Origin of the sequence: Xanthomonas sp. D-99, assembly GCF_017746145.1 — a bacterium.
GTDB classification, from domain to species: domain Bacteria; phylum Pseudomonadota; class Gammaproteobacteria; order Xanthomonadales; family Xanthomonadaceae; genus Xanthomonas; species Xanthomonas cissicola.
The window spans coordinates 243,822-263,642 of record NZ_JAGHWU010000005.1 but is presented as its reverse complement, the minus strand read 5'-3'; the positions used below and the strand labels follow the sequence as shown (position 1 = coordinate 263,642).

The window sequence follows — 19,821 nt, the reverse complement described above, 5'->3', positions numbered from 1 at the left end:
ATCTTTGGAGACCGTCATGCAGTCCATCCATTCTCATGCATGCCCTAGTTCGCTTACAGCACAGCGACGCATGCGTGGTTTCACCCTGGTCGAGCTGATGGTGGTCATCGTCATCATCGGCCTGCTCGCCACCGTGGTGATGATCAATGTGATGCCCAGCCAGGATCGCGCAATGATGGAAAAAGCCCGCGCCGACGTGGCGGTACTGGAGCAGGCGCTGGAAACCTATCGCCTGGACAACCTCAGCTACCCGAGTACCGAACAAGGGCTGCAAGCCTTGCTCAACCCGCCGAGCGGATTGACGCGACCGGAGCGCTATCGGCAGGGCGGCTACATCCGCCGGCTGCCGGAAGACCCGTGGGGCCATGCATACCAGTACCGGCGTCCGGGCCGTCATGGCAGCTTCGAGGTGTACGCATTGGGCGCAGACGGTGCTGAAGGTGGCGACGCCGACAATGCCGATATCGGCAACTGGCGCTGAGTGCCGGCCGTGTCTGCAGTGCTGGGCCCTCCACGGCAGTGTTCCCCGCGCGTGCCGATGCCCATGGCCAACCGATGCGCGCGTGGTTTTACCTTGCTCGAAGTGCTTGCCGTTCTGGTCATTGCCGCGCTGGCCAGCAGTTTGGTGGTGATGACCTTGCCGGATACGCGGCGCGATCTGCACGATCATGCCGACGCGCTGGCCAGCGCGCTGATGCATGCACGCGACGAGGCGATCATGAGTTTGCGCATGGTGGAGGTCAGCATCGATGCCGGCGGCTATGGTTTCCGGCGTCAGGCGCAGCAGCAGTGGGTCGCCTTGGACGAAGCGCCATTTGCCGCGATGCGCTGGCCGCAAGACGTCCAGGTGCAGCTGCCTGCCGACAGTACACGCGTGAGTGTGCGCTTCGACCCCACCGGTGCGGCCACACCGCAGCGCATCGCATTGGGCGATGGCCGGCAACAGATGCAGATAGTGGTAGATGCCGCAGGCGTGGTGCAGGTCGATGCGCCCTCTCGTTAACGCACGCGCATCGGGCGGATTCTCGCTGCTCGAACTGATCGTCGCGCTGGCGATCTTCGGCATGGCGGTGGTCGGCCTGTTGAACCTTTCCGGCGAGAGCACGCGCACCGCGGTGGTATTGGAAGAGCGCGCACTTGCCGCGGTGGTGGCAGAAAACCAGGCGATTGAAGCGACGCTGGCGCCGGCTCCGGCAATCCGTGCGCCTGCGAACGGGCAGGTAATGCTCGGCGGGCGCAGCTGGGAGTGGCAACGCCAGTCGCTGCCGGCCGGCGCTGCAGGCCTGTTGCGGATCGAGGTGCGCGTGCGCCCCGCAGGCCAAGTGCAGGAAGTTGCCGGTCTGAATGTCTTGCGGAGCGCTGAATGATCCGCAAACAGCGCACGCGTGGCTTCACCTTGATCGAACTGCTGGTGGCCTTGGCGGTGTTCGCGTTGGTGGCCGCAGCTGCGGTGGCGGTGATGCGGCAGAGCATCGATCAGCGCGATGCCGTGCGCGCGCGGCTGCAGCAGATTCGCGACTTTCAATTGGCCCATGGCCTGCTGCGCAGCGACCTGCAGCAGGCCGCGGTGCGCCGTACCCGCAACAGCGAGGGCAGCGCCGCACGCAGCGCATTTGTTGCGAGTGCGTCCGGGACGTACGGGCCCTTGTTCGGGTTCGTGCGACGTGGCTGGAGCAATCCGGACCAGGCGCCGCGTGCGTCGCTGCAATACGTGGAATATCGGGTCGTGGATGGGCGGCTGGAGCGCAGCGCACGCTCTGCGCTCGACGGCGCGGCAGCTGGCACGCCGCAAGTGCTGTTGCGCGGCGTGCGTTCGGCGGCGGTGGCATTCCATTACCGGGCGCAATGGAGCGATGGCTGGAGCGGTGGGCTTGAAGCGTTGCCGGATGCGATCGCGTTGGAGCTGGACCTGGAGCACTGGGGGCGCGTACGCCAACTGTTCCTGTTGCCGGAAGGGCGCAGGTGATGGCATTGCACGTACCTGCCAGGCAACGCGGCGTGGCCTTGCTCACGGTATTGCTGTTGGTTGCCGTGATGACCTTGCTGATGGTGGCCGTGCTGGAAGACCTGCGCTTTGGTCTGCGCCGCAGCGGCAATGGCGAAGCCATGACGCAAGCGCAGTGGTACGCCCTGGGCAGCGAGGCCGTTGCGCGGCAACGCTTGCAGGCGCTGTCCAAGCGCGATCCGCTGCGCACGACGCTGGACGGCGGCTGGAACGACCAGCCGATCCGCTTTCCACTGGATGACGGTGCGGTGAGCGTGCGTCTGCGCGATCGCGGCGGCTGCTTCAATCTCAACAGCGTGGTCGTTGGTGCGCCCGAACAATGGCAGCGTAGCGATGAGGGAGCACGCCAATATCGCGCATTGCTCGACGTGTTGGGCATCGCCCCGCAACAGGCGCATGCGTTGACCGACGCATTGGTGGACTGGATCGACTCCGACACACAGCCGGGCGTGCACGGTGCCGAAGACGACCGCTACCTGCAGGCCGCCGCACCGCAGCGCACCGGTGCAACCCTGCTGGAAGGCGTCAGCGAATTGCGCGCCATTGCCGGTTATACGCCGCAACTGATTGCGCAACTGCAGCCGTATGTCTGCGCATTGCCGGAGGGCCGCTTGTCGCCGATCAATATCAACACGCTGCGCCTGGACGATGCGCCGGTGCTGGTGGCGTTGACCGGAGGAGCGCTGGAGCTGCCGGCCGCGCGACGCGTTATCGCTGCACGGCCGGCTGGAGGATGGCGCGACATCCGGATGTTTCTCAGCCAGCCGGCGCTGGTGCAGGCCGAGTTGTCCAATGCGGTGATGGAACAGCTCGCACTGCGCACCCGTTACTTCTCTCTTTACAGCCAGGTCGACCATGCCGGCGCGCAGGTCATGCTGGAAGCGTTGCTGCAACAGGAAACGGCAGGCCGGGTCCGACTGGTCGCACGCCAATGGAGTTCTGACCAATGACCACCACGTTGTTGTTGCTGCCAGCCGATGCAGCCGCCGAATCCATTGCGGTGCGTGTGGATGCGCAGGGGCAGGTGCAGTCGGTGGGTCAAGCCACCACGCCGCCCGAGCCACCCGCGCGCACCCTCCTGGTGGTGCCGGGTGTGGATGTGCATCTGCGCTGGTTGCGCTTGCCTGGCCGCAGCATGGCGCAATCACGGGCCGCCGCGCGTCTGCAACTGGCCGAGCATCTGGCGATTGAGACGCAGGCGCTGCATGTGGTGATCGCCGATAGCGCTGAGGCCGATGGCACGCGCCTGATCGCCGCAGTGGACAGCGTAGCGATGCAGCAGTGGCTGGCGCGCGCAACGCAACTCGGCTTCGCTCCCGATGCGGTGGTGCCGGATTGCCTGTTGCTGGAGCCCGGTGTCGATGCGACGGTAGCAGTGATGCACTGGGACGGCCGTTGGCTGATCCGCGGCGCACAGCTGGCCTGCAGCCTGGAGCCAGAGGCAGCGCGTCTGCTGCTGGGCGATCGTGTGCCGGCAGTGCCGCCGGGGCCCGACCCGACGCAGTCGATCGCCTGCTTTGCGCGCTACGCTGCGCACGTGCCGATCGATCTCCTGCAGCACCCGTTCGCGAACAAGGCCGCTGCTGAGCAACAGCGCGCTCCGCGCCGGCTGGCGGTGCTGGCTGCGCTGGTGCTGCTATCGCCGGGGTTGCTGTTGCTGGCCCAGACCTTGCGCTACGAGATCGGTGCGCGTGTACTGCAAGCGCGCGCCGCCACGCAGTTGGGTGCGCGCGATGCAGCGGCGGTGCCAGCCGCATTGCAGGCGCGTCGGCAGGCCGGCACGGCGACCGATCGCCTGGCGGTGCAACTGAGCACCTTGTTCGGCGCAGTCGATACCCTTCCAGCGGCAGAATTGGATCAGCTGGACTACAACGCCGCACAGCCGTTGCGCGTGACCTTGCTGCACAACGATGACGCCAGCCTGCAGCAGCTCTCGGCGCGGCTTGCGGATGCCGGCTGGCACGTGGATCCGGGCAGCAGCCAGGTCGAAGACGGTCGCATGCGGACACCGTTGACGCTGGGGCCACTACGATGAAGGCACCTGTGCAACGCGGCACGCACTGGTGGCAGGCGCGGGCGCCGCGTGAGCGGCGCATGCTGGGTGTGATGTGCGCCGCACTGGCGGCATTGGTGGGCTGGTATGCGCTTTACGTCCCATTGCGGCACTGGCATGACCGGGCTTGGGCGCGCTATGCGGCTGCTGCGCAGCTGGTGCTCGATGCATCTGCGCAGGCAGCGTCGACCAGACGCGCCGCCGCACCGGGCTCAGCGGCCCTGGCCGAGATCATCGCAGGCAGCGCACGCGATGCCGGCGTCAACATCACCTCCCAACAGCGCAGCGCCGCGGGCGGGGTGGAGGTGCAGATCGAGGCCGTCAGTGCCGCCGCGCTGTTCGGCTGGCTTGAGCGATTGCGACAGACGCACGGCCTGGCGCCGACACAACTGAGCGTGGCACGCGATCAGGGCCAACTCCGCGTACGCTGCGGGTTTGCGGAATCGGGACCGTGACACGCGTGCGTTGGGGCTTGATCGTGTTGTCGATGGCGGGCGTCGCGCTGCTGGCATTTGTCCCGTTGCGCCTGGTGCTGCCGCGCGAGGGGCTGCCGTTCTCGGTGCTGGATGTGGAGGGTCCGATCTGGGCCGGCACGTTGCGGCAGGTGCAATGGCAAGGCATCGTGTTCGGCGATGTGGCGGTGCGGCCGCGGGTCTGGCCGCTGTTGCGTGGCCAACGTCAGGTGCATTTGCAGTCCACACAGTTGCAACTGCTGTTGGTGGACGGTGCACAACGCGGCATTCGCAATGCACAGGGCCAACTACTGGTGCGCCAGCCGGGTGGCGTGGCACTGATCGATCTGGCATTGCAGCTACAGCAGGTCGATCTGCTATTCGATGCCACCGGCTGCGTGCAGGCGCATGGGCGGGTCAGCCTGCAGTTGCTGGCAAGCGGGGCGGGCGCGCTGCCCGGCCTGCCGCCGCTGCGCTTGTCCGGGCAGCCGGCGTGCCTGGATCACACCGCCGTGCTGACCTTGCTGCCCGACACCGCATTGCCCGCCGGCGTGCAGGCCGAGGCGCAGCTGCAACTCTGGCCCGACGGACGCTGGCAACTGCAGTCGCGCGTGGATCCAGCGCAGGACGCAGTGTTGGGTGTCGGACTGCAATTGCTGGGCTTCGCTGCTACTCCGGAGCGCGGGTTTTTGCGCAACGATGAAGGTCGATTGCACTAGAAACGCCATGACTGGCGACGTGCCACCGTGTCCGTCTTCTGCACCATGAGCGTGCATGCGTCACGGTCGATGTGGTCGTTGCGGCGATTGGACGGCGTATAGGCTCATCCGTTGACAACGTTGTCGTCATGGCGCGGCACGCAGTCATCGGGGCACGGATTCGCCTGCGCAAGTCCACGCGATACGCGCTTTGGAACACACATGAGCACGCTGCGAAGGACGCTGACGCAGCCAGCAGTGATTGCAATGCCGGGGCCGCAACGTGGGCGCCGCAAAATTGGTCTGGTCGCAGGGAATTGGTCAGTGACTGGTCATGTGACAACGATGCCCGGTGGGCACCCAATATCCTTGCACGCACCGTTGCAGGTCAATGGCGGCAAGGATCGAGTGCATTATCAGAGTGCTATCGAACACTTTCGAAAGTGACTGTTGACACGATCTTTTAGAGACCATAAGAATCAACTCCACTGAATTGGTACTTTCCAGTCAGGGCCGTTGATCAGCAATGGCATGCGTGCCCGTCCTGGGACGGACGCGGCATCGGCACCCACGGGGGGCTTGCGGGGTGCTTGCAGACAACAGATCGCAGGCGGTTCCGGACGTCCGGAACTGGTGACCTGTGCGCGTGTGGTTGGGTTGCCAGCGCCGGGATCTGTCATCGCTGATCGATCGGAACGCCACCTGCGTCGTCGTCCAGCCATTCCACTTCAGGATCTTTCATGTCGCCTCTCCCGCGTGCCCCGCTGCGTTGTTGTTCGCCCTCCTCGCTGTCCCTCGCCATTGCGTTGTCGCTGCTTGCCTGCGGCGCCAACGCGCAGTCACAGGACGCATCGGCGGCAGCATCGGCGCAGATCTCCCAACTCGATGCCATCAAGGTCACTAGCTCCTACCAGAAGAGCCTGATCACCGCGATGGACAACAAGCGCGACGACGTGCGCATGACCGACGGCATCTCTGCGCAGGACATCGGCAAGTTTCCTGCCGAAAACATTGCAGAGGCGATCCAGCGCATTCCCGGTGTGCAGATTTCCACTATCAACGGGCGCGGTTCCACCATCAGCGTGCGTGGCCTGGGGCCGCAGTATTCGGCCACCACCATCAACGGCCAGGTGATCAAAAGCGCCGATTTCACCGATGGCTTCCGCTACGACATCATCCAGCCAGAAGTGGCCGCCGGCATCGAGGTGATCAAGTCGCTGTCGGCGGACATGGACGCCGGTGGCCTGTCGGGCACGGTCAACATCAACACCACCAAACCCCTGGACTACCAGCAGACCAAACTGTTGCTCTCAGCAAAAACGCAGTACTCCGAGTTTGCCGGCGGTTCGCCAACGCCCAAGGGCGTGCTGACCTATATCGACCAGTTCAAGTTCGGTGCGGGCGATCTTGGCGTGTTTCTCAGCGCCGGCTATCAGAAGCTCAAGGATCGTGCCGATTATCTGTGGATCGACCGTTGGTATACGCAGGCCACCGACGCCGGCACGTTGTATATCCCACGCCGTCCGCGCTATCGCTCGATCGAGCGCGAGACCACGCGCAAGATGTTTAATGGCGGGCTGCAATGCAAGCCTGGCGACCAGCTGGAGATGAACCTCACTGCGCTGTATTCGCAGGACAGGACCGCCAACGACATGAACCAGCTGGTGTACTCGTTTGAGCGCAGTCCGCTGACAGTGCTGCAGACCAACGGGCTGACCGCCACACAGGTGTCGGCGTCGGATTACTGGCTGGAAAATAATCATCAGATCGAACAGCACAATCTGTCCACTCAGTTGCTCACCTACGACTTCAAGTGGAAGGGCGATGCCTGGACGCTGAGTGGCGCGGCCAATTACACCCGGGGCAAGACCGACGAGAACGAGCGCGCCGCGATCCTGGGACGGATTCCCTCGGCAACGCTGCTGGATACCTCCAATCCCGACGCGATCTCGCTGACCACCGATGCCGATGCCACTGACGCCAGTGCGTGGAACAAGGCCAATCTGGTGCGCAGCGAATACCCCAACGGCTCCATCCAGTCGCTCAGCAACAAGGAATGGTCGCTGCAACTGGATGCCGAACGGTATCTTGAACTGGGCGCGTTGAACGCGGTGCGCTTCGGTGCCAAATACCGTCGCGAAACCTTCGATCGCGATGTGCGCCGGCGCGACTTCTTGTATCTGCTCAGGACCGGTGCGGTGTCCGGCTTCGACATGTTCCCGGAGCTGTCCGCAGCCAGCAGTACGGTCAGCAACTTCCTTGACGGACAACTCGCCTCGCAGGACAGCTGGGTCACCCCGGACGTGGCGGCTTATGCGCGCTCGCTGGCGGCCGCGGGCATCACCGTGCCGGTGCTGTTCGCACCGCAGAGCAGCTACAGCATCGAGAACGACATTTCTTCGGCGTATGCGATGGCGCGCATCGACACCGACATCGGCAGCATGCGTCTGCGCGGCAACGTCGGCGTGCGCTACGAAAATACCAAACGCACCACCGATACCTACCTGACTCAGACGCAAGCCGCGAGCGACGATGCCAATGTCGTGGTCGGCACCGATCGCGCGCCCTACGCGTATTCCAACTGGTTGCCCAGCCTGAATCTGGTGCTGGATATGCGCGAGGACTTGTTGCTGCGCTTTGCGGCCGCCAAGGTCCTGGTGCGACCGATTCTGGACAGCAACACCGCGATCGCTTCGACGATTTCCACCGGCACCAATACTGGCGGCACCACCACCTATGTCGTCGCCCAGGGCCAGACCGATCTGAAGGCATTGACCGCCGAGCAAGCCGACCTGAGCCTGGAGTGGTATTACGGCAACGGCGGCGCGCTGACCGTGGCCGGATTCTGGAAGAACATCAAGAACGGCACCTTCAATCGCATCGTTTGCCCGGCCGCCTTCAACGGCACCGCGCTGTCCAGCAATGCAGCCGGCGATTGTGTGAGTCGTAACGGCGACATCTACGAGATCACCGCCACCACCAATGACCCCAGCAAGGTAAAGATTCGCGGTTACGAGCTGGGCTGGACGCAATCGCTGGATGCCTGGTTGCCGATCGATGGTTTCGGGTTCACCACCAATTTCACCCGGGTGATTCCGCAGCGCGATACCGATTTCAAGATCCGCAACCTGTCCGAACAGACCTGGAACGCGACCGCGTACTGGGAAAGCGCACATTACTCGGCACGCGTGTCGCTCAATCATCGCAGCGAGTACGAACAGGACAGCAGCGACAGCTTCTTCGCGCGCGAAGGCCACATCATGAAGGCGCGCACGCAGCTGGATGCAGTGCTTGGCTACCAGGTCAACGACAAGCTGAGCTTCCAGCTGGGCGGCCTGAATCTCACCAACCGAAAGGAAGAAGCGTACAAGGACATCCCCAGCCACTGGCAGATGACGGGCGTCACCGGTCCAAGCTACTACCTGTCGATGCAGTGGGACATGCTTTGATGCTGAGGCAGCGCGCTTCGGGCCGCCGTGCACAGTTGCGTGCGGCGTCCAGCAGTGAGGGCAACAATGCTGTTTGGTTGGAAGCGTGCCATGCAGTAGCAGTGCAGGCACCATGTGACGTGCATGCACTGCAGTTGACCAGGCGCTGCCATGCGCAGGCGTGAGTTCCTAGCCGGCAGCGTCGGTGCCTCATCGCTGCTCAGCGTGCCTGTGCTGGTGTCTGGCGCGGCAGCCGCAGACACCACACGTGTCGGCACCCGCGCCAAGCCGCGTCCCAGGCCACAGGGCTCCGCGACAGATGCCGGAGGCCAATGGCTGGATCTGGACGAGGGATGGCGCTTCCATGCCGGCGATGTGCCATTTCCGCGCCTGCTGGGGCAGGACGAGACGTACGCCAATGGCAAGGCGGGCCGGGCCTGGGGCGCAGCGGCGCCGGAGTTCGACGATACCGGTTGGCGGCAGCTGCAAGTGCCGCACGATTTTGTACTGGAGCAAGCGGTGCGCGCCGACGCTAACATCGCGCAAGGCTATCGCCCGCGCGGTATCGCCTGGTACCGGCGCACGTTTCGGCTGGAAGAGGCAGTGCGCGGCCAAGCAATGGAACTGCGTCTGGACGGTGTCGCCAGCCATGCCACGGTGTGGGTCAACGGCATGCTGATGGCGCGCAGTTGGAGTGGCTACAACGGGCTGGCGATCGACATCACGCCCGTCGCACGCTATGGCAATGCATTGAACTGCATCGCCATCCGCGTCGATGCCGAGGCCATGGATGGGTGGTGGTACGAAGGCGGCGGCATCTACCGACACACCTGGCTGGTGTTGCGCGCGCCACTGCATATCGCCGGCGACGGCCTGGCAGCCGTACCGCGGGAAGGCCCAGGCGATGTTTGGCAGGTGCCGGTGCAGTTGGACCTTGTCAACAGCGGTGAACAGCCCGCTGATGCGTGGGTCGAGGTCGTCTTGCGCGACACGCATGGCGCGGTCGTGGCGCATGGCGAGACACAACGACGCGTCGCCGCATTCGGCACGGCACAGGCGGCGCTCAGCATCGCAGTGCCGCAGCCGCAGCGCTGGAGCGTGGACACACCCGTGCTGTATCGGCTGCAAGCCGAGGTGCGCAGCGCGGATGGCCGCAGCGACCGTGCCGCATGCGAGGTCGGTTTTCGTAGCCTGCGCTTCGACGCCGATCACGGGTTCTTTCTCAATGGGCGTGCGCTCAAGATCAAGGGCGTCTGCCTGCATCAGGACCATGCTGGCGTCGGCGTGGCGTTGCCCGATGCGCTGCATGTGTTTCGTCTGCGGCGGCTAAAATCGATTGGCTGCAATGCCATCCGTCTGCATCACGCCGTGGCGCCGGAACTGCTGCAGGCTTGCGACCGTCTCGGCATGCTGGTGATGGCCGAGAACCGCTTGTTCAATCCTGCGCCCGACTATGTGGCGTTGCTGCGCAACATGGTGCGGCGCCAGCGCAATCATCCGAGCGTGTTTCTGTGGTCGCTGCTCAACGAAGAGCCGCTGCAAGGCACCGCCACCGGTTACGCGATCATGGCGCGCGCCGCCAGCGCGGTGCGGGCGCTCGACGACACGCGCCCAATCACCGCCGGCATGAACGACGGCATGTTCGCCACCGGCGGCGCGGCCGACGTGGTGGACGTGCTCGGTTTCAACTATCGTCAGTACAACTACGACCGCGTGCACGCAGCGCGTCCGCGCACGCCGATGCTGTCCAGCGAAGACACCAGTGCGTTTCAGACGCGTGGTGCGTGGTTCACCGATCTGGACGCGCACGTGGTGGCCGAAGACGACAGCCTGGCCGCGGACTGGGGCAATACCCATCGCCGCGCCTGGCAGCTGATTGCCGAACGCCCGTTCGTCGCCGGCAGTTTCGTGTGGACCGGCTTCGATTATCGCGGCGAACCCACGCCGTTCGAATGGCCATCGGTGGGGTCGTTCTTCGGCATCATGGACCAATGCGGATTTGCCAAGGGCGCCTATTGGCTGCGTCGCGCCTTATGGATCGACGATGCACCGGTACTGCATCTGTTGCCGCACTGGAACTGGCCCGGCCGTCAAGGTCAGCCGATCAAGGTCATGGCGTTCTGCAATGCCGAGCAGGTGGAGTTGTGGCTCAACGGCCGCTCGCTCGGGAAACAAGCGGTGGATCGTGCGCAATCGAATCAATGGCAGGTGGACTACGCGCCGGGCGTGCTCGAAGCGGTGGCCTGGCGCGGGGGACACGAAGTGGCGCGCACGCGCGTGGAAACCACCGGCGCCCCGGTCGCGCTCAAACTCACCCCCGAGCGCAGCGAACTGCACGGCGATGGCCGCGATGCGCAACCGGTGACGTTGGAAGCGGTGGACGCGCAGGGGCGCCACGTGCCCGATTGCAATGCACTGCTGGCGCTGCAGATCAGCGGCGGCCGGCTATTGGGTGTCGGCAATGGCGATCCGAATTCGCATGCAGCCGATCACAGCACGCAGGTGGCGTTGTTCAACGGACTGGCGCAGGCAATCGTGCAAGCCGGGAGGGGTGCGGGCGTGTTGCGCCTGCAGGCAAGTAGCCCCGGATTGCGCGATGCAGCGCTTGACATCGGCCGCACGTCGGCGCCGCTGCCGGCATCGGTGCCGATCGCGGCGCCGGTGATGGTGGTCGAAAGCTGGCGCCACACCGCTGCATTCGCGCAGCCGCCCGCACCGGATCTCCCGCGCCGTCCTAACGACAACAACAGCTGGAGCAATACGTTGCCAGGTACCTTGGAGAGCGCTCCCGAACGTGCCGGCTATGTGTTGTATCGCAGTCAATTCACACCCTGGCAGGGCATGCAGATCCGCGGCGGCATACTCGACCTGGGCCGCCTCAGCGGGCCGGCGCAGGTATTTCTGGACGGCCGCGCGGTCGCCCAGGCAGCGGCCGGAACACTGATCACCGTGGCGCTTGCACCCGCGGCCGGCGAGCGCACGCTGGCAGTGATTCTGCAGGTCGCTGCCGATCAACCGTTTGGATTCCACGACGTCGTTACCGTGCATTATCGGAACTCGCCATGACCTGCTCACTGTTTTCCTCATCGTCGCCTGCGCGCCTGTTCGCCGTGGTGCTGGGTGCGTTGCTCGCCACTCCCGTCCCCGTGCTGGCGGCACCGCCCGCGCAGGCGGTCGTGCAGCGCCTGATCGGCGCGCGTGCCGCCCAGTTCGACATGACCGTCGCACCGCGTGGCGATGGTGCAGACTGGTATCGCATCGACGCTGGCGGCGATACGGTGCGCATTGCCGGCTCCTCGCAAGTGGCCTTGGCGCGTGGCGCCTATGCGTATCTCGGTCAAGCCGGTGCGGCCTCGATGAGTTGGGAGGGAGACCGCGTGGCACTGCCAGCGCAATGGCCGGCCTACAGCAGTGGTCAAGTGCGCACGCCCTTTGCCCACCGCGCCTATCTCAATACCTGCACCTACGGCTACACGACGCCGTTCTGGGATTGGCCGCGCTGGCAGCGCGAGATCGACTGGATGGCCTTGCATGGCATCGACATGCCGCTGGCGATGGAAGGCCAGGAAGCGATCTGGCAAGCGTTGTGGCGACAGTTCGATGTCAGCGATGACGCGCTGGCGGAGTATTTTTCCGGCCCGGCGTTCACGCCGTGGCAGCGCATGGGCAATATCGAAGGCTATCGCGCACCGCTGCCGCAACACTGGATCGATAGCAAACGCGTGCTGCAGAAGCAGATCCTGAAGCGCATGCGCGAGTTGGGCATGCAGCCGGTGCTGCCGGCATTTGCCGGCTACGTGCCCAGGGCGTTCGCGCAGGCGCATCCGCATGCGCGCATCTATCGCATGCGCGCCTGGGAAGGCTTTCACGAGACCTATTGGCTGGATCCGCGCGATCCGCTGTTTGCCAAGGTCGCGCGGCGGTTCCTTGAGCTGTACACCCAGACCTACGGCGCAGGCGAGTTCTACCTGGCCGATGCCTTCAACGAAATGCTGCCACCCGTGGCCGACGATGGCAGCGACGTGACTGCCGCCAAGTACGGCGACAGCATCGCCAACTCCGATGCTGCGCGGGCAAAAGCGGTACCGCCAGCGCAACGCGATGCACGCCTGGCCGAGTACGGGCAGGCGTTGTATCGCTCCATCGCGCAGGTGAATCCGAAGGCGACCTGGGTGATGCAGGGCTGGCTGTTCGGTGCCGACCGCGAGTTCTGGCAAGCGCAGGCGATCGCTGCGTTTCTCGGCAAGGTGCCCGACGCGCGCTTGATGGTGCTGGACATCGGCAACGACCGCTATCCCGGTACCTGGAAGGCATCGCAGGCCTTCGACAACAAACAGTGGATCTACGGCTACGTGCATAACTACGGCGCTAGCAATCCGTTGTACGGCGACTTCGCGTTTTATCGCCAAGATCTGCAAGCCTTGCTGGCCGATCCGGGCAAACGCAATCTGCGCGGCTTCGGCGTGTTTCCGGAAGGCCTGCACAGCAATTCGGTGATCTACGAGTATCTCTACGCGCTGGCCTGGGAAGGCCCGCAACAATCGTGGTCGCAGTGGCTCACGCACTATCTGCGCGCGCGCTACGGCCGCAGCGATGCTGCATTACTGGGCGCATGGGCTGATCTGGAAGCAGGCATCTACCAGACCCGCTACTGGTCGCCACGCTGGTGGAACAAGCGTGCCGGTGCCTACCTGCTGTTCAAGCGGCCGACTGCCGACATCGTCGATTTCGACGATCGTCCTGGCGACCCGCAACGCCTGCGCCGCGCCATCGATGCGTTGCTGCAGCAGGCCAACCGTTATGCCGACGCGCCGCTGTATCGCTACGATTTGATCGAAGACGCGCGCCACTACCTGAGCCTGCAGGCCGACCGTCAGTTGCAGGCAGTGGTGCAGGCCTACAATGCCGGCGATTTCGCGCGCGGCGATGCGCAGCTGGCGCGCACCACGCAACTGGTGCGGGGACTGGATGCGCTAGTTGGCGGGCAACACGACACCTTGGCCGACTGGACCGGCCAGGCCGCCGCTGCGGCCGGCCATGATGCCGGATTGCGGCGCGCCTATGTCGGCAATGCGCGGGCGCAGGTCAGTGTCTGGGGCGGCGACGGCAACCTTGCTGACTACGCATCCAAGGCGTGGCAGGGCATGTACGCAGACTTCTATCTGCAGCGTTGGACGCGCTTTCTCAGCGCGTATCGTGCTGCACGCAAGGCCGGCACGCCGTTCGATGCGGTGGCCGTGGATCACCAGCTTGCAGCATGGGAACGCCAATGGTCCGCGCAGGACGAGATGTTGAAGCGTCAGCCGCCACGTGAGCCATTGCGCTTGCTGCACACCTTGCTGGCACAGGTAGATGCGCACGATCCAAAGCAACGCGCTTCGCAGGATCACGGGCGAGACGCGCGGCAGGAAAGTGCATCCGGTGGCGTTCAAAGCACCACGCAAGGGGTCGCTCAATGAACGAATCCGTGTTGCGCACAGCGTTCATGCCGGAGCGCAGTTGCGTCGATGCAGGAGCCCAGACCACCAGGTATGCATGTCGCATCCACCTCCATGGCGTGGGCGAGGGCGTGCAATGAGCGCACGCACGCCCGCGGCTGCCACTCCCGCTGCAGCCGCATCGTCAAAGCGCGAACGCTTCCTCTCACTGGATGTGTTCCGCGGCCTGACCATCTTCCTGATGATTCTGGTCAACACCGCAGGACCGGGCGCGCAGGCGTACGCGCAGCTGACCCACGCGGCTTGGTTCGGCTTCACGCTGGCCGATCTGGTGTTTCCTTCGTTCCTGTTCGCGGTTGGGAGCGCGATGAGTTTCGCGCTGGCAACCAATACACCGCATCTGCAGTTCCTCGGCCGTGTGAGCAAGCGCGCTGCGCTGATCCTGCTGTGCGGTGTGCTGATGTACTGGTTTCCTTTTTTCCATCTGCAGCCAGATGGTGGATGGTCGTTCACGACGGTCGATCAACTTCGCCTGACCGGCGTATTGCAACGGATCGGCTTGTGCTACCTGGCGGCGGCATTGCTGGTGCGCTATCTGCCACCACGCGGCATCGCGCCTGTCTGCTTAGCACTGCTGTTGGGCTATTGGGCGTTGTTGTACGCCTTCGGCCAACCTGGCGCGGAATTGAGCAAGACCGGCAATGCCGGCACTCGCCTGGATCTGTGGCTGTATGGGCGTGATCACCTGTACCGCAAGGACGGCGGCTTCGATCCTGAGGGCCTGCTCGGCACGCTGTCGGCCACGGTCAATGTGCTGGCCGGTTATCTGTGCGGGCGCTTCCTGCAGCGACAAGGCAAGACCGTTGCCAGCACGCGCAGCTTGTTGTTGGCGGGCGCAGGTCTGGTGGTGCTGGCGCTGCTCTGGGCACCGGCCTGGCCGTTGTCGAAGAAGCTCTGGAGCGGCTCGTTCGTCGCCTGCACGGTTGGCCTGGATCTGCTGGCGCTGGGGGCATTGGTATACCTGCTGGAATTGCGCGGCTGGACCGGCGGCAGCGGATTCTTCACCGTCCTGGGGCGCAACCCGCTGGCGATCTACCTGTTCTCCGAATTGTTCGTGGTGGCGTTGCGGCTGATCCCTGCCGGAAGCTCCGGGCTGGACCTGTACGCCTGGGCCGGCATCGGCGTGTTCCAGACCATTGCGCCAGGACCACTCGGCTCGCTGCTGTGTGCGCTGAGCTACACGCTGATGTGCTGTGCGGTGGGTTGGTGGATGGATCGGCGGCGCTGGTACCTGCGGCTGTGATGGCATCGCCCATCCGGCGACGGGCCAGGGCGCAACGCACAGACCAGCTCCGCCCTGGCTGCACGATGCCCACCCGGGGCAGCGGTCAATGTGGCGCGGCGAGGCAAATCACGCGATTGCGGGCGTCGAGGTCGACCGCGGCCTGATGCGCGTCGGGCAAATTGGTACTATATTGGACCTAACGAATCCCCGTCGGTCCGGAGGACAGGCAGTGGTCAAACCGAAAACCAACGCCAGGACGGACGACGACCCCAGGATGGACGCGCTGGCACTGGACGCGTCCGCGCCGACCCCGCTGTATCTGCAACTGGCCGCCAAGCTCACCGACGCCATCCGTGGCGGGCAGTGGAAGGCCGGCGAGGCGCTGCCGGCCGAGCGCCAGCTGTGCGAGCGGCTGCAGATCTCGCGGGTGACCCTGCGCCAGGCGGTGGATGTGCTGGTCGAACAAGGCCTGGTCTCGCGCCGGCAGGGCGCCGGCACCTTCGTCACCACCCAGATCCAGCATCAGCTCAGCGGCCTGACCAGTTTCAGCGAGACGCTGCGCATCAAGGGCTATGAACCCGGGACGCGCTGGCTGGAACGGCGGCTGCGCCCGGCGCACGGCGAAGAGATCCTGCGCCTGGGCCTGTCGCCGGATGCGGCGGTGGCCTCGCTGACGCGTCTGCGCAGCGCCGACGACCGCGTGATGGCCTACGAGCACGCGGTGTTGCCGCAGCGCATCGTGGCCGACCCGCAGCAGATCGGCGATTCGCTCTACAGCTATCTCGATGCCCAGGGCACGCCGGTGGTGCGCGCGCTGCAGTACTTCCGCGCCATCAATCTGCCCGCACGGTTGGCCGAACACCTGCGCATGAAGACCGGCGAGGCGATTTTGCATGTGGTGCGCGTGGGCTATGCCCGCGATGGCAGCGCGATCGAATTGACCGACACCTATTGCCACAACGACTTCTACGATTTCGTCGCCGAACTGCGCCGCTGACGCCAACGGCATTCCCAACGACAACCTCAGAGCCAGCCGATCCATGACTACCGCCAGGCCCGCAAACCCCGTTGTCTCGATCGCCATCGTCGGCGTGCTGTTTTTCATCATCGGCTTTTTCACCTGGATCAACGGGCCGCTGATCACCTTCGTGCGGCTGGCGTTCGACCTCAACGAGGTCAACGCATTCCTGGTGCTGATGGTGTTCTACCTGTCGTACTTCTTTCTGGCCTTGCCCTCGTCGTGGATTCTCAAGCGCACCGGCATGAAGAAAGGCCTGGCGCTGAGCCTGGTGGTGATGGCCGTGGGCGCAGCAGGCTTCGGCCAGTTCGCCACCCAGCGCTGGTATCCGGGCGCACTGGGCGGCCTGTTCGTGATCGGCAGCGGCCTGGCCTTGCTGCAGACGGCGATCAACCCCTACATCAGCATTCTCGGGCCGATCGAAAGTGCCGCGCGGCGTATCGCCTTGATGGGCATCTGCAACAAGATTGCCGGCATCCTGGCGCCGATCCTGATCGGCTCGCTGGTGCTGCACGGCATCGGCGACCTGTCCGCGCAGGTGGCCAGCGCCGATGCGACGACCAAGGAAACCTTGCTCACCGCCTTCGCCGCTAAGATTCACGCGCCGTATCTGGTGATGTCTGGCGTCCTGCTGTTGCTGGCCATTGGCGTGCTGTTCTCGCCATTGCCCGAGCTCAAGCCCTCCGAGGCCAACGCCACGCCGGGCGCGACCGGCGGCGTGCAGAAATCCAGCATCTTCCAGTTCCCGCACCTGTGGCTGGGCGTGCTGTGCCTGTTCGTCTACGTGGGCGTGGAAGTGATGGCCGGCGATGCCATCGGCACCTACGGGCACGGCTTCAATCTCCCGTTGGACAGCACCAAGATCTTCACCTCCTACACGCTGGGCGCAATGTTGCTGGGCTACATCGCCGGCCTGGTACTGATTCCGCGCGTGATCTCGCAGGCGCGGTACCTGAGCGTGTCGGCGGTGCTGGGCGTGCTGTTCTCGCTCGGTGCCTTGTTCACCCACGGCTACGTGTCGGTGGGCTTCGTCGCCGCGCTCGGCTTTGCCAACGCGATGATGTGGCCGGCGATCTTTCCGCTGGCCATTCGCGGACTGGGCCGGTTCACCGAGATCGGCTCGGCATTGCTGGTGATGGGCATTGCTGGCGGCGCGATCATTCCGCAGCTGTTCGCCATCCTCAAACAGCATTACGACTTTCAGGTCGTGTTCGCTGCACTGATGGTGCCGTGCTATCTGTACATCCTGTTCTATTCGCTGCGCGGTCATCGCGTGGGCCTGCCGGCCCAGGCCAAGTGATCGCGGCGGCATGATGCGTTCCGACGGACAAGGTACATCCATGCGCAGGCCCACCATCAAAGATGTCGCCGAGCGCGCCAAGGTCTCGTTGAAGACCGTGTCGCGGGTGATCAACAACGAGCCATCGGTGATGCAGGCCACGCGTGCACGCGTGCTGCGCGCCATCGCCGATCTCGACTACGAACCCGATCCGTCCGCGCGCAATCTGCGCAGCGGCACGCCGTTCGTGATCGGCCTGGTGTACGACAACCCCAACCCGTACCACATCATCGGCATCCAGAATGGCGTGCTGGCCGCGTGCCGCGAAACCGGTTTCGGCTTGCAGATCCATCCCTGCGATTCCACCTCGCCGTTGCTGGCCGAAGAACTGGCCGAATGGGTGCAGCGCTCGCGCCTGGCCGGCGTGGTGTTGACCGCGCCGATGTCCGAGCGGCCGGAATTGCTGGCCGGCCTGGCCGCGCGCGGCATCAAGAGCGTGCGCATCATCGCCTCCACCGACGACCCCGGCGATGGCCCGTGCGTGTATATCGACGACCGCGATGCCGCGTATGAAATCACCGAGCACCTGATCCAGCTCGGCCATCAACGTATCGGCTTCCTGTGGGGCGGCCCGCAGCATCGCTCCAGCGGCGAACGTTACGCCGGCTACGAAGCGGCGTTGAAGGATTACGGCATCAGCCTGGACAAGCACCTGGTGATTCCCGGCGATTACACTTTCGACGATGGCTTCCGTGGCGCACGCCGGCTGTTGTCGTTGCGCGAGCCGCCTACCGCCATCTTCGGCAGCAACGACGAGATCGCCGCAGGCGTGCTGGCCGCAGCCAAGTCCACCGGCATGAACGTGCCGTATCAATTGTCGATCGCCGGGTTCGAAGACAGCCCGTTCTCGCGCCAGTCGTGGCCGGCATTGACCACTGCCAAGCAGGCCACCGACGACATCGCGCGGCATGCCGCACGCTTGTTGATCAGCCAGCTGCGCAGCGACGCCTACGACGACCAACCGGCGCAATTGCAGAGCCGCGGCTTCGTGCCGCAGTTGGTGGTGCGCGGCTCCACCGCGCCGGCGCCTGCGTCCACCGGCAAACCCCTTCCTCCTGAATCTGCCTGAGCCACGATGAGCCTTCCCTCCGACACCGAGACCTTGATGTTCCGCGAAGCGGCGCAGACCGCCGATGTGGTTGCTGCACAGTTCGCGCGTAATGCCGACACCATCGCCGCGCTTGCGCAATCGCTGCGCGAGACGCCGCCGCCGTTCGTGGTGACCTGCGCGCGCGGTAGCTCCGATCATGCGGCCACCTATGCCAAGTACCTGTTCGAAACCCAGCTCGGCATCGTCACCGCATCTGCGTCGCCGTCGGTGGGCTCGGTCTATGCAGCGCCGCTGCAACTGCGCGGCGCGCTGTACATCGTGATTTCGCAATCGGGCAAGAGCCCGGATCTGCTGCGTAATGCCGAAGCCGCCAAGGCTGCCGGCGCGCGCGTGGTCGCCCTGGTCAACGTGGAGGATTCGCCGCTGGCGCAACTGGCCGAGGTGGTGATTCCGCTGGGCGCAGGCCCGGAAAAAAGCGTGGCCGCCACCAAGAGTTATCTCGCTTCGCTGGCCGCTGTCCTGCATCTGGGCGCGGTGTGGAAAAACGACCCCGCCTTGCTTGCCGCGCTCGACGCATTGCCGCAGCAGTTGCGCAGCGCGTGGCAGGCCGATTGGTCCGCGCTCACCGCCGGCCTGGTGCCTGCGCACAACCTGTTCGTGCTCGGCCGCGGCCTGGGCCTGGGCGCAGCGCAGGAAGCGGCATTGAAGTTCAAGGAAACCTGCGGCCTGCATGCCGAAGCCTACAGCTCGGCCGAGGTTAAGCACGGGCCGATGGCCCTGGTGGGGCCGGGGTTCCCGGTGCTGGTATTCGCACAGCCCGACGAAACCGGTGCCGGTACACGCGCACTGGCCGAAGAATTCCGCGCGCGTGGCGCGCAGGTGTGGCTGGCCGCGCCCGGTGGCGATTTGCCGCTGGCAGAGGCCGCGCACCCGGCCTGTGCGCCGCTGCTGACCGTGCAGAGCTTCTATCGCGCGATCAACGCATTGGCATTGCAGCGTGGCAACAATCCCGATCTGCCGCCGCATCTGAACAAGGTCACGGAAACCGTCTGAT

The 19,821-nt window shown here is 64.9% G+C and carries 16 protein-coding genes; all 16 read left to right on the top strand.

What is annotated here, in order from left to right; all coding sequences use genetic code 11:
* The first annotated feature begins 16 nt into the window (after positions 1-16).
* Complete coding sequence (gspG, locus tag J7360_RS03405; protein ID WP_209033252.1) at positions 17-481, top strand: type II secretion system major pseudopilin GspG; 465 nt, start codon at positions 17-19, stop codon at positions 479-481.
* Positions 482-538: 57 nt separating this feature from the next.
* Positions 539-1,003 carry a GspH/FimT family pseudopilin gene (locus J7360_RS03400; RefSeq protein WP_057659280.1) on the top strand — a complete coding sequence of 155 codons (465 nt, stop codon included), beginning with the start codon at positions 539-541 and terminating at the stop codon, positions 1,001-1,003.
* Positions 987-1,367 carry a type II secretion system minor pseudopilin GspI gene (gene gspI / locus J7360_RS03395; RefSeq protein WP_057659282.1) on the top strand — a complete coding sequence of 127 codons (381 nt, stop codon included), beginning with the start codon at positions 987-989 and terminating at the stop codon, positions 1,365-1,367. The genes J7360_RS03400 and gspI overlap by 17 nt, the downstream gene beginning before the upstream one ends.
* The gene (gene gspJ / locus J7360_RS03390; RefSeq protein ID WP_007968584.1) at positions 1,364-1,966 is read left to right on the top strand and encodes a type II secretion system minor pseudopilin GspJ; all 603 of its coding nucleotides are present in this window, start codon (positions 1,364-1,366) and stop codon (positions 1,964-1,966) included. The genes gspI and gspJ overlap by 4 nt, the downstream gene beginning before the upstream one ends.
* Complete coding sequence (gene gspK, locus J7360_RS03385; protein ID WP_057659284.1) at positions 1,966-2,955, top strand: type II secretion system minor pseudopilin GspK; 990 nt, start codon at positions 1,966-1,968, stop codon at positions 2,953-2,955. Before gspJ ends, gspK begins: the two co-directional genes overlap by 1 nt.
* Positions 2,952-4,040, top strand: a complete 1,089-nt coding sequence (gene gspL / locus J7360_RS03380; RefSeq protein ID WP_209033250.1) for a type II secretion system protein GspL — start codon at positions 2,952-2,954, stop codon at positions 4,038-4,040. Before gspK ends, gspL begins: the two co-directional genes overlap by 4 nt.
* The gene (gspM, locus tag J7360_RS03375; protein ID WP_057659288.1) at positions 4,037-4,513 is read left to right on the top strand and encodes a type II secretion system protein GspM; all 477 of its coding nucleotides are present in this window, start codon (positions 4,037-4,039) and stop codon (positions 4,511-4,513) included. The genes gspL and gspM overlap by 4 nt, the downstream gene beginning before the upstream one ends.
* A 5-nt stretch (positions 4,514-4,518) precedes the next feature.
* On the top strand, positions 4,519-5,229 hold the full coding sequence (gspN, locus tag J7360_RS03370) for a type II secretion system protein N (protein ID WP_057659291.1): 711 nt from the start codon (positions 4,519-4,521) through the stop codon (positions 5,227-5,229).
* Positions 5,230-5,948: 719 nt separating this feature from the next.
* On the top strand, positions 5,949-8,657 hold the full coding sequence (locus J7360_RS03365) for a TonB-dependent receptor (RefSeq protein ID WP_209033248.1): 2,709 nt from the start codon (positions 5,949-5,951) through the stop codon (positions 8,655-8,657).
* A 150-nt stretch (positions 8,658-8,807) separates the two neighbouring features.
* On the top strand, positions 8,808-11,702 hold the full coding sequence (galA, locus tag J7360_RS03360) for a beta-galactosidase GalA (protein ID WP_209033246.1): 2,895 nt from the start codon (positions 8,808-8,810) through the stop codon (positions 11,700-11,702).
* Positions 11,699-14,095, top strand: coding sequence for an alpha-N-acetylglucosaminidase (locus J7360_RS03355; protein WP_209033244.1), 2,397 nt, complete (start codon positions 11,699-11,701; stop codon positions 14,093-14,095). Before galA ends, J7360_RS03355 begins: the two co-directional genes overlap by 4 nt.
* A gap of 115 nt (positions 14,096-14,210) precedes the next feature.
* Positions 14,211-15,377: a heparan-alpha-glucosaminide N-acetyltransferase domain-containing protein gene (locus J7360_RS03350; RefSeq protein ID WP_057663174.1), complete on the top strand. Its 1,167-nt coding sequence runs from the start codon at positions 14,211-14,213 to the stop codon at positions 15,375-15,377.
* 256 nt (positions 15,378-15,633) lie between these two features.
* Positions 15,634-16,356 (top strand): GntR family transcriptional regulator, encoded by a 723-nt coding sequence (locus J7360_RS03345; protein ID WP_005925199.1) that lies wholly within the window; start codon positions 15,634-15,636, stop codon positions 16,354-16,356.
* Positions 16,357-16,399: 43 nt separating this feature from the next.
* The gene (locus tag J7360_RS03340; RefSeq protein WP_003482635.1) at positions 16,400-17,677 is read left to right on the top strand and encodes a sugar MFS transporter; all 1,278 of its coding nucleotides are present in this window, start codon (positions 16,400-16,402) and stop codon (positions 17,675-17,677) included.
* A gap of 40 nt (positions 17,678-17,717) precedes the next feature.
* Complete coding sequence (locus tag J7360_RS03335) at positions 17,718-18,785, top strand: LacI family DNA-binding transcriptional regulator (protein WP_003482633.1); 1,068 nt, start codon at positions 17,718-17,720, stop codon at positions 18,783-18,785.
* A gap of 6 nt (positions 18,786-18,791) precedes the next feature.
* Complete coding sequence (locus J7360_RS03330) at positions 18,792-19,820, top strand: SIS domain-containing protein (protein ID WP_057663179.1); 1,029 nt, start codon at positions 18,792-18,794, stop codon at positions 19,818-19,820.
* The last annotated feature ends 1 nt before the right edge of the window (position 19,821 follow it).